Genomic DNA, 10,497 nt, shown 5'->3' on the forward strand with positions numbered 1-10,497 from the left:
GGCAATCTTCTTCGTATCGAGGTCGTAGCCGATCGTCCTGAGGTGCCGCGAGAACGCGTCGGCGAGGGGGTACCCGACGTATCCGAGGCCGACGACGCAGACTGTTGTATCTTTGAGTGATTCCTGAACCATAGTGACGAGCTCCCGCGAGTATCAGTAGTGTAGAATATTCTCCTGTGTCATACTTGAACGCTACGATTTTTCACGGGGTTACGATAGGGGGTTCAAGTGGAATTTACATAATATGAGGCCTTATCGAGGAAAAGCAGTCTGATTGGGGAGATTTCATGGGATAGATCGTCCAGCGACCGATGGCCTCCCCGTCCGGCGCGCAGGGTAGCGGGCCGGGGAGGAGTCAGGCTCCAGACCGGGCAGGGGGGGCACCCGGTTCAGAATCTCCGAACTCCACTCAAAACCAGAGTCTCCGGGTTGCCCTGAGAGCATCGTTACGCCCGCTCCCGGAACCAGGCCACCGCCTGCCGGAGCCCCTCCTCGACCGGGTACCGGGGATCATACCCGAACGCCTCCCGGGCCCGGGTGATGTCGGCGAGCGAGTCCCGGATGTCGCCCGCACGTGGCGCCTCGTAGATGGGATCGCACCGGGTGCCGATGATATCCATAAGGGTGGATGCAAGCTGGTTGAGGCTGATCCGGCGGCCGCAGGCGATGTTAAAGGCCCCCCGGACGTCGCTCTCCATCGCCCTGATGTTCGCCTGGACCACGTCGGCGACGAAGGTGAAGTCCCGGGTCTGCTCCCCGTCGCCGTAGATGATCGGGGGCTTCCCATCGAGCAGCCGGGTGACGAACTTCGGGATCACCGCCGCGTACTCGGACTTGGGGTCCTGGCGGGGGCCGTAGACGTTGAAGTAGCGGAGGAAGACCGTCCTGATACCATAAAGGTCCGAGAAGACCTTCCCGTAGCACTCGTCCGCAAACTTCGTGACCGCGTAGGGGGAGAGCGGGTTCGGGATCATGCCCTCGTGCTTGGGGAGGACCGGGGTGTCGCCGTAGACCGAGGAGGAGGAGGCAGCGACGACGGCGGGAACCCCGCAGTCCTTCGCCGCCACGAGCACGCTCACCGTGCCGGTCACGTTCGCCTCGTTCGAGGCGAGGGGGTCCTTCACCGACCGGGGCACGGAGGGGATGGCCGCCTGGTGGAAGATGCCGTCCGCGCCCGGGAACGTATCCATGAGCAGGTCGAGGTCGGTGATGCTCCCCTCGATGAAGTTCACCCGGGGATGATCGAGGAGGTGCTCGATGTTTTCCCGCCGCCCGGTGGCGAGGTTGTCGATGATGACGACGTCGTGATTTTGTGCCAGGGTGTCGGCAAGGTTCGAGCCGATGAAGCCGGCACCGCCGGTGACGATGTAGCGCATGAAGAGTTTATGGCGGTGGGGCGGTTTAGGGGTTTCTGAATGGTGCTGGTGGGATAACCGATCTGGCCCCAGAGTTCCGCGTCGTAATGATCGATAAGTTGTTGGGGTCTTCGGTCCCTTTTGTTCGGATCTTGGTTCGATCTAGGGTCAACCCTATCTTTCGGAGGTTCTGTTATAACACTCTTGGATAGTCACAAAATCGAGTTAAACCTCCCTATTACGCATCAAAGTGCAGCACAAAGGGTAGCGTAACGAAATTCCTGTAAAATTAAATTGGCCCTTAATCCAACCTAGATTTGGCAAAAGGAGAAACAGGGCCATGAATCCCTTAGCGCTTATCGCAGATTATATTGCCGAAGTGGTATTCCGCAGAATGTCACTCCCTGGTATGGCGAGACGATCCTCCAGAAACCGCAGTTCCGGGAGTTCCCCTTCGAGACCCAGGTCTTTGGACGCTATACCCGGGTGGAGAAGGCCCTGGTGAATGCAATCGTTGAGTCGTATCTCCAGGGTTTTTAGTCGAGAAAATCTCTGATTTTCGCTGGGTCTCAACGAGAAAAATCCAGGAGATCGTCGGTCATCTGGGGATCGACCAACTCTCTCCAGCCTCGGTCTCCCGGATGGCCAAAGACTTCGACGATCAGGTTCAGGTATTCCTCCTGCGATCGATCGAATAGGCGCTCCCATACCTCTTTGTGAATTTCTCCTACTACAAAATGCAGGACGGAGCACAGTACGTCACTAAGGCGGTTCTCGTGGTCGCCGGGGTGCGAGAAGACGGGTGCCGAGAGATCTTGGGAGCGAGAGTCACGGAGTGTGAGAATGAAGAGCTCTGGTCGGGAGTGTTCGAAGACCTCACAGAACGAGGACTCACCGGCATCCAGAAGGCAGCTTCAGCCGCCTTCCTCGGTGGATCTGGCAGATGTGTTCAGTCTACTGTACCTGGGCAGTACTGAGAAATATTCCCCGGAAGCACCAGAAGGAGGTTGTAGAGAGCCTGAAGGAGGCCTATGGAAGTGAACAAGGACTTCAGGATCTCTCCGACGACCTGAATTGGCATTGGAGGCGGATCCGAACCACCAACATGATGAAACGGGTTAATGAGGAGTTAAAACGAAGGATCAAGGTCGTAGGCGTGTCCCCAAATGAGGAATCCCTCCTCCAGAGGGTCGGATCATCCTGATGGACATCAAAGAGGAGTGGGTCACCGGCAGAAGGTATTTGACGGCGCAGAAAGAATGATCAGGCAAGGAAACCGGACGCAAGCAAATTACAGAAAATCTGAGACGTTACCCATGTGCTTAACTCACCGGGAGGTCAGGGGGCACGGATGGAATGGCTGCCTAGTGGAAGATGCCGTCCGCGCCCGGGAACGTGTCCATGATGCTTTATCCTGAAGTATTGGTAGAATTGTTAAGTACATAGACAGTCCAGTGACACTCATTAGAAACGTTGTTTAGGGGATAATAGTAATCTTCAATAAAGCTAAAATAATCCTCAAAATTTATGTTCGAGACATAGTTTGGATTTGATGGACTCCATTCTATTCTTTTGCTTTGATTGATCGGTATTACAATCGAATTTGTTGAAGAAGAATCTATGATATATTTTGGAGGGGTTGACTTTAAGTCCTGTAAAAACTCATCCATCATGGATTGTTTTGCATATCCATGTGTGAAAAGTGGGTATTGATATACATATCGAGTCGGTGCATTGCGATTCGACATAACATTGAGGCTCGTTTCAGCACCCCAGAATAAAACTGTATCAGAAACAAGACTATTTTCTTTGATATATGACACTATTTCATGTTCATCGTGATTCTGGGAGTAAATATTACCTGCAACACTAAAGGATGTAGTTATAAAAAAGTAAAGTACCATAGGAAGAAGTATCACAATTACTAATATTTTTACTCCATCTAAGCAGTAATTCATCAATTTTATCTTGTATTCCGACTTGAAACACTTGAAGATATACCAGATCAAAGTTGCAAATAGTATGCTGAGGACAGGGAGTAAAGTCATATAATAATGGCCATAATTCCTCCCTCCACTAGAGGCAAGAATTAGGTCCAATGGAAACAATATTCCTGAAAATATTATTAATGGATAATTTTTTATGAAATCTCGCATGGATTTAGTATTACAGTGTGCTGCCGTGATAGTTAAGGTGAGAATCCACGCGCCAATCACGAACATGATTCCGTAAATTAAATCAAACGCATAATAAATTGATTTTAGTTTTAGATATATGGGGGTAGATGAATATATGAGGTTATAGCGTATGTATTGATCAATGAAATCATATGCCACACCATTTGTTATAAAATATACTAAAAAAACGAATAAAGGTAAAATCCCGCCTATAATCAGAATAACTGTTGATTTGAGGGGATAATAATAGTCTTTTATAGTTATCCCTTTTAATCCAGAAAATATTATTGCAGCGATAGCGATGCCTAGTATATTTGGTTTTAATGCCACACATAGCCCGATGAATATTCCTACCAAAAACATATATTTTAGGGAGTTCCGCCTTTCTGATAATAAAAAGAATAATATGGCGAGAAACTGGAAAAGCAGTGCATACATCTCGGTTAAATTTCCCCCTTCGATTAAAATATGGAGATTCAATAACCAAAAAAAAGTACCGGCTATTGCAGGGATCTTACCAAAAGAGAGTTTCAATAGATGTAATGAAACCAGTGCAGAAAGGGAAATAAAAATAAATTGGATTGCCCACAAACCATAATGGGAGTGAAATCCTAGTAATATTCCGAAAGCGTTAATGTAATAAAGAAGTGGACCTTTGTGATCCCAAACATCTAGATAAGGAAGCCTTCCATCAAGTATCTGCTCTCCAACATAGATGAATACGCCTGAGTCCCGGCCTGGCATATCGTAACCCAATGGCAAATAGGGAGATAATACGAAAAGCGTCCCTATAAATGCTATAAGTATTAATATTTTATCAGAGATTGGGTTAAAGTCTCTTTTCATGAGATATTCTATTAGTCAGACATATATATGAGGATTATGATTAACCCGTTTCTCTCGCCACGCATTTGCTCCGTCTTGCCCTGCGTTCTTCCTTCTTGAGAGCTGCCACTCGGCAGCTTGCGCTTGAAGAGTGAGGAGTTGCCTGGGATTGAAATCCATACAGGAGAAGGTGTTTTGACCCGTACTCTGGCAACCGTCGTGACCATGAGATGTCCTGCTTCAAACGTCCGCTTCAGCACAGCGAACGGTCGTTCCGCCAGTGATTGGGTTCTGCTGATGGCCTTGTTCCACCGATTCTCCTTGATCGACAGAGGATGACCGCGGGTCGCCCGGTGGATAGTCTTGTCCATGGATTCTCAGGATGCCCCAGGAAATGGCGGAACGAGATCCGGTCTGTCGCCTGACGCTTCAGTTCGGGATCCGACAGGCCATACCACTGCTGAAGCACCAGCAGCCGGATCATGAGAACGACATCATAGTTCAGGCGACCGCCTCGGCCCTCGGTGTTCGTGTAGAGATCGGCAAGGAGAGGGCGAAAGGCACCCCAGTCGATCAGACCGCTGATCTCACCCAGACGATCACCCAGAGCAGCAAGGGTGGCATATCGTGCCGAATCGCGAAATTGGTAAATGTTCTCATGGGAAATACTTCGATTCGTGATATAAAGTACTTTGGATTAAACGGGGTTTTTCGAAAATCCCTTATATATGTTCATCTAAACCGCTATGTGGATGTTTGCATTATCGGAGGGGGCCTTTCAGGACTAACTGCCGCCCAAACGCTCTCCGATACATCTAAAGTCACGATATTCGAGAGCAGGCCTTTCCTCGGTGGCTGCCTGGCCTCTTATAATCGAGAGGACTACTGGATTGAGCACTATTACCACCACTGCTTCGTCAGTGATGAACATCTGTTCTCTCTCCTCAGGGAACTCGGTCTTTCAGACTGCCTCGAATGGCTCAACGGCTCTACCGGATATTGCGTGGATGGAGCGATCCATCCGCTGACAAGCCCGATCGAGATCCTCCGCTATCCCCACCTCTCGTTCACCGACAAGGTACGTCTTGGTCTTCTTACACTACGAGCGAAGAGTCTTGACCTCGGGCCCCTGGATAGGGTTCCCGCGGTTGAATACATCAGAGAACACCTCGGCGAGAGGATCTATACTTCCTTCTTTGAGCCCCTCCTCCGGAGCAAGTTCGGGGACCGGCGTAACGAAGTCTCGGCTGCTTGGCTCATCTCCAGGATCGCCATCAGGTCTGACCGCGGTGTTGAGGGGGAGCGGCTCGGATACCTGAACGGCGGCTGGCACCTGGTTGTCGATGAGATGGAACGGCGTCTGCTCAACAACGGGTGTACCATTGAGAAAGGAATCCCAACAACCTCGATAGAAAGAGTGGGAGAAAAATGGCTCGTCAATGGCAGGGCCTTCGATACGGTTCTCGCCACCATACCCCCCCAGGAGGTCGCACGTCTCAGCGGGATAGGAGAGTTCACCGCGGTGCCGTACCAGGGTGCGGCCTGCATGACCATCGGACTCGACCGGGACGTTACTGATGGCATTTACTGGTTGAATATGAAGGATACGGCCCCATATGGGGCTGTTGTGGCCCACACGAATTTCGTGCCCCGTGAGCGGTATGGTGAGGATATCGTCTATCTCGCCTCCTATTTTGGGGAAAAACCAGCACCCAGCTTGAAGGAAACGATGCTCTCTGATTTCTGCCGCCGGTTCTCGGTCCCTGAGAGTGCGATTCACTGGAGCGAACTTGCGGTGGAGCATTTTGCCGGCCCTGTCTACACCACTGGCTTTGCTGATCTTATCCCTGCATACGAGAAGCATGGGCTGTCCCTCGCCGGAATGTTCTCCCCTCCAAACTATCCCGAACGTTCCATGGAGGGATCGATCATCGCCGGCCAAGAAGCGGCCAGGAAGATCATGGAGAGGAACCATGGCTGAAGACGGCGTCTCGGTGATCTTGCCGGTCTTCAATGACCGGTTCGCCCTTGAACGAGCGATTCCTGAATCTGTCGCTGCACTCTCTGAAATCACCGACGCTTTTGAGGTGATCGTCGCGGAGGACGGGAGCACTGATGGAAGCGCTGAGTTCATCCAGGCATGGCACGAGAAAGATCCCCGCGTCAGGCTCCTCCATGCCGACGAGCGCCTCGGCCGGGGCAGGGCTCTGAACCGCGCTATTAAGGCCGCATCTCATCGTATTGTCTGTTATTATGATGTCGACCTCGCGACTGACCTCGCCCACCTGCCTGAACTCGTTGGGGCGATCCGGGATGGCGCTGATATCGCCACAGGATCCCGGCTAATGCCGGATTCAAGGATCGTCCGGAGCGGTGGGCGGGAGATCGCAAGCCGCGGCTACAACCTTCTTGTGCGCGTTTTCCTTGGAAGCAGGCTCCATGACCACCAGTGTGGTTTCAAGGCGTTCAGAAAAGAGCGGATCCTCAATCTGATCCCTGAAATTCAGGCCACACACTGGTTCTGGGATACTGAGGTTCTGGTTCGGGGGCAGCGAAAGGGCTATCACGTGGCTGAGTTCCCGGTGGTCTGGCGACAGGGACCTGGTACAACCGTGCGTTTTAAGGATGTCTTTTCGATGGGGTCACAGATTATCGGGCTCTGGTGGCAGTTGCATGTGGCGAAAAGTTAGTGCGATCCTCATCCCGTCCCTGGTTGCGTTCGGAATTCTGGCGTATATGCTATGGCGGGTCTGGGATGACCTCATGGTCACCATCGCCCATATTCATCCCCTGTATCTGGCCTTCGCCGTCCTCATCTGCGCCCTTGCATGGGTTATGCGGGGATGGCGATACCAGGCGATCCTTGGCGGGCTCACCGTCCGGCTCGGCCTTACCTTCTCCACGGCCTGCATCCTCCTCTCCCAGACCGCAAACCTTATTGTCCCTGCTCGCCTTGGCGATTTGGTCCGGATCTTCATCCTTAAACACGAAGGTTTGGCAACCTACTCGCAGGGCGTCTCGTCCCTTATCGTCGAGCGGATATTTGACGTGGTGACAATTGCTCTTCTTGGTCTGCTTGCGCTTCCTTTCGTTATCGCAACACCAGAATGGTTTCTGCCTCTTATCGTCATCCCGATCGTTGGAGGGGCCGCCTTTGCTATCTTCTTGCTCTTGACGGGTAACCGTCACTCTGAAAACAAATATCTCGGCATTTTCTATAGCATGCTCACAGAGGTCAGGGCAGCCTCCCTGAGCATGAGGAGCGCCTTTGTGCTTGGGTCGTCCTCAATCGGGATCTGGCTTATGGATGTACTGGTCTGCGCCGTTATTGTCATGATGTTTGACGAGAGCCTCCCCTTCATGGTCATCATGCTCGCCATCGTCATCGGGAATCTGGTCAAAGCGGTCCCGATCACACCCGGCGGCGTTGGAACCTACGAGTTTGCCCTTGTCATCACCTTTGAACTCGCCGGGATGGCCCCGGCGACTGCAACAGTGATCGCCGTCATTGACCACCTGGTCAAGAATCTGGTCACCCTTGCCGGTGGGATTGTGTCCCTCTATTACTTTGGTGACTGGTCGGTGAGTCTGATGAAGCACTCGTTCTGGAGCGGTCTTTCCAAGGAGGAGTTAAGTGAGTCCTGAGGCAAGTTGAGATTGTTACACCAAATGTATTGTATAAATCCAGTTTAATGGGTCTCTGGATAATTTCCGAGTAAGTATTGAACGTCGAGATTGGGCGATCTGAGGAAGGGGAGAAATTGGAGACTGCCAGCCCGATAGCAGAAGTCGTGCCGTTTCGTGCACGACCACGTCTGATTTACCCCCTGCGGGCCAGTACAAATAAAATCTGTCGAACTATGTACGACAGGGGGATCTGGTATCTTCTCCGGCGAATTCAGGAATGAGAGATCCTCCCTTCCCGACACCATCCCATAGATCTCCCTGCCATGCCAGATGCCCGGTTCAGGCACCTCCCCCGCAGGGATCACCCTTAATTGGGGGAACCGCCGGGTTCCGCACCCACCCGCCTACCTCCATCAGGTAGTACGCCCCGCCCTGCATCTGCTTGTAGAACGTATATTCGCTTGCGAAACCGGCCGAGATCAGGTTCGCCATCACGAGCGTCTCCATCCCGGGGTTGATGGTCACATGCCCGTAGCCAGGCGGGATGAGGACGAACTCCCCCGCCTTTGCCATGAAAGCGACGACATCACGGAGATCGCTTCGCTGGAGGAGGTAGAGCGCCTCCCCCGCGAGAACTTGGTAGAGTTCGGGATAGCCGATGCCTGACGGGCTGAGCGGGTGATAGTGCCCTTTGGTCTTGACATACTCCCCGCGCACAGTTCCCGGAGGAATGACAGTAATGTCGAACCGCAGACTCTGCTCGTTGAGGTACGCACGATCCTCCGCAGTGAAGGCGAGGTCGCGGTACATGAAATACAGGGGCGTGTCGCCGGACTGGTCCGGGTTGGCCAGCACGCAATGCATATCGTTGAGGGTCCGGACGGAGGGTTCAGGAAGGATACTGGACCAGTAGCACTGGGCTTGGGGTGGTCGAGGAGGTGCTCGATGTTTTCCCGCCGCCCGGTGACGAGGTTGTCGGTGATGACGACGTCGTGATTTTGTGCCGGGGTGTCCGCAAGGTTCGAGCCGATGAAGCCAGCCCCGCCGGTGACGATGGAGCGCATGAAGAGATTCTGATGATGGGCGGTTTAGGTGTTCTCTACTCGGATAAGGCTCACACGGTGCTGTTTACTCATCTATGGGGATGTGGGGATCAATGGTTCGGCCCCTACAACGTACAATACACACACCCCTCCCGCACCCCGTCATTCCTCCGGAGCATCCCCGTCACGTCCACGATGATCGGTTTTCCGTTGCAGATCTCAAGGACCTTCTCCAGCGTCAGCGCCGCAAACACCCCGTGCGGAGAATTCACGATAATACAGTCCACCGGCCCCTCGAGCCCCTGGAGCGACGCGACCGGCTTCGCCCCGAACCGCTCGATCTCGGCGGGCCCGAGGAGCGGATCATAGCCATACACATCGATATCGAACTCCCTGAGCTCGTGGACCATCTCCCCGGCCGGGCTCTCCCGGGTGTCCGGAACGTTCTCTTTGTAGGTCAGGCCCAGGATGAGGACCTTCGAGTCCCGGATCACCTTGCCGGCCCGGTTCAACTCCTTGATCGCGATATCGGCGACGTGCTTGGGCATGGCATCGTTGATCGCGCGGCCGGCCAGGATCACCTGCGGGTGGTAGCCGAGCTCCTCGGCCTTGTAGACCAGGTAGTAGGGGTCGACCGGGATGCAGTGGCCGCCGACGAGGCCGGGGCGGTAGTTGTGGAAGTTCCACTTCGTCCCGGCGGCCTCGAGCACCGCCTTCGTGTCAAGCCCCATCTTCCTGAAGATGATCGAGAGCTCGTTCACGAGAGCGATGTTGATGTCCCGCTGGACGTTCTCGATCACCTTCGCCGCCTCGGCGGTCCGGATGTCGCGGGCGACGTAGACGTTGGTCACGAGGCCGTAGAGGGCGGCGAGGCGCTCGGTGGTCGCCGGGTCCATGCCGGCGACGATCTTCGTGATCTTCTCCAGCGTGTGGTCGACGTCGCCCGGGTTGATCCGCTCGGGGGAGTAGCCGACGAAGAAGTCCTTCCCGCAGGTCCTGCCGGAGGCCTCTTCAAGGGTCGGTACCATGATCTCCTCGGTGAGGCCGGGGTAGACGGTCGACTCAAGGACCACGATCGCGCCGTCCTTGAGGTTCCGGCCGACGGTCTCGGCGGCCGAGACGACGTAGGAGATGTCGGGGTCTTTCGCCTTCGTCACCGGGGTGGGGACGGCGATGATCACGACGTCGGCCTCACGGATCCTGGCGGGGTCCGTGGTGGCGATGACGTTGTTGCCCGGTTCGGCGTTGATCCGGGCAATCTTCTTCGTATCGAGGTCGTAGCCGATCGTCCTGAGGTGCCGCGAGAACGCGTCGGCGAGGGGGTACCCGACGTATCCGAGGCCGACGACGCAGACTGTTGTATCTTTGAGTGATTCCTGAACCATAGTGACGAGCTCCCGCGAGTATCAGTAGTGTAGAATATTCTCCTGTGTCATACTTGAACGCTACGATTTTTCACGGGGTTACGAT

Annotated in this window: 10 protein-coding genes and 3 pseudogenes; 6 read left to right on the forward strand and 7 right to left on the reverse strand. The window is 53.8% G+C overall.

Annotation, left to right across the window (positions count from 1 at the left end; translation table 11 throughout):
- Positions 1-446 precede the first annotated feature (446 nt).
- A complete protein-coding gene (locus EI28_RS04885) occupies positions 447-1,376 on the reverse strand; it encodes an SDR family oxidoreductase (protein WP_048113148.1) in 930 nt (309 codons plus the stop codon).
- A 363-nt stretch (positions 1,377-1,739) separates the two neighbouring features.
- Here EI28_RS04885 and EI28_RS15420 point away from each other — a divergent pair, with 363 nt between their 5' ends.
- From EI28_RS15420 to EI28_RS13120, 3 genes and pseudogenes are all read left to right on the forward strand, one after another.
- Positions 1,740-1,895 (forward strand): transposase, encoded by a 156-nt coding sequence (locus EI28_RS15420; RefSeq protein ID WP_369792249.1) that lies wholly within the window; start codon positions 1,740-1,742, stop codon positions 1,893-1,895.
- A gap of 8 nt (positions 1,896-1,903) precedes the next feature.
- A pseudogene (locus tag EI28_RS15425) lies at positions 1,904-2,332 on the forward strand (transposase).
- Complete coding sequence (locus EI28_RS13120) at positions 2,299-2,559, forward strand: transposase (RefSeq protein WP_052379672.1); 261 nt, start codon at positions 2,299-2,301, stop codon at positions 2,557-2,559. Before EI28_RS15425 ends, EI28_RS13120 begins: the two are co-directional and overlap by 34 nt.
- A gap of 205 nt (positions 2,560-2,764) precedes the next feature.
- Here the strand turns inward: EI28_RS13120 and EI28_RS13390 are convergent, their stop codons facing one another.
- The 3 genes and pseudogenes from EI28_RS13390 to EI28_RS14735 form a co-directional block, all read right to left on the reverse strand.
- Positions 2,765-4,378, reverse strand: coding sequence for a glycosyltransferase family 39 protein (locus EI28_RS13390; protein WP_082223087.1), 1,614 nt, complete (start codon positions 4,376-4,378; stop codon positions 2,765-2,767).
- Positions 4,379-4,389: 11 nt separating this feature from the next.
- Entirely contained in the window at positions 4,390-4,728 is a 339-nt protein-coding gene (locus tag EI28_RS14730) for a hypothetical protein (protein ID WP_048113150.1), read from the reverse strand.
- 8 nt (positions 4,729-4,736) lie between these two features.
- Positions 4,737-5,009: pseudogene (locus EI28_RS14735) on the reverse strand (transposase); the annotation flags it as partial.
- A gap of 6 nt (positions 5,010-5,015) precedes the next feature.
- On the opposite strand from EI28_RS14735, the gene EI28_RS04900 reads away from it, so the two are divergent.
- Genes EI28_RS04900 through EI28_RS04910 form a run of 3 tightly spaced genes read left to right on the forward strand, consistent with a single transcriptional unit; the run spans position 5,016 to position 8,002 of the window.
- Entirely contained in the window at positions 5,016-6,338 is a 1,323-nt protein-coding gene (locus EI28_RS04900; RefSeq protein ID WP_369792250.1) for an NAD(P)/FAD-dependent oxidoreductase, read from the forward strand.
- On the forward strand, positions 6,331-7,047 hold the full coding sequence (locus EI28_RS04905; protein WP_048113152.1) for a glycosyltransferase: 717 nt from the start codon (positions 6,331-6,333) through the stop codon (positions 7,045-7,047). Before EI28_RS04900 ends, EI28_RS04905 begins: the two co-directional genes overlap by 8 nt.
- Positions 7,031-8,002 (forward strand): lysylphosphatidylglycerol synthase transmembrane domain-containing protein, encoded by a 972-nt coding sequence (locus EI28_RS04910; protein ID WP_048113154.1) that lies wholly within the window; start codon positions 7,031-7,033, stop codon positions 8,000-8,002. The genes EI28_RS04905 and EI28_RS04910 overlap by 17 nt, the downstream gene beginning before the upstream one ends.
- A 321-nt stretch (positions 8,003-8,323) precedes the next feature.
- Here EI28_RS04910 and EI28_RS04915 read toward each other — a convergent pair whose 3' ends face one another.
- The 3 genes and pseudogenes from EI28_RS04915 to EI28_RS04920 all read right to left on the reverse strand — a co-directional run bounded on the left by EI28_RS04915 (position 8,324) and on the right by EI28_RS04920 (position 10,412).
- Positions 8,324-8,848: a glucose-6-phosphate isomerase family protein gene (locus EI28_RS04915; protein WP_231476594.1), complete on the reverse strand. Its 525-nt coding sequence runs from the start codon at positions 8,846-8,848 to the stop codon at positions 8,324-8,326.
- Positions 8,849-8,937: 89 nt separating this feature from the next.
- A pseudogene (locus tag EI28_RS15430) lies at positions 8,938-9,048 on the reverse strand (NAD-dependent epimerase/dehydratase family protein); the annotation flags it as partial.
- 104 nt (positions 9,049-9,152) lie between these two features.
- A complete protein-coding gene (locus EI28_RS04920) occupies positions 9,153-10,412 on the reverse strand; it encodes a nucleotide sugar dehydrogenase (RefSeq protein ID WP_048113156.1) in 1,260 nt (419 codons plus the stop codon).
- Positions 10,413-10,497: the final 85 nt, after the last annotated feature.

This window comes from Methanoculleus sp. MH98A (genome assembly GCF_000691865.1).
Taxonomy (GTDB): Archaea; Halobacteriota; Methanomicrobia; order Methanomicrobiales; family Methanoculleaceae; genus Methanoculleus.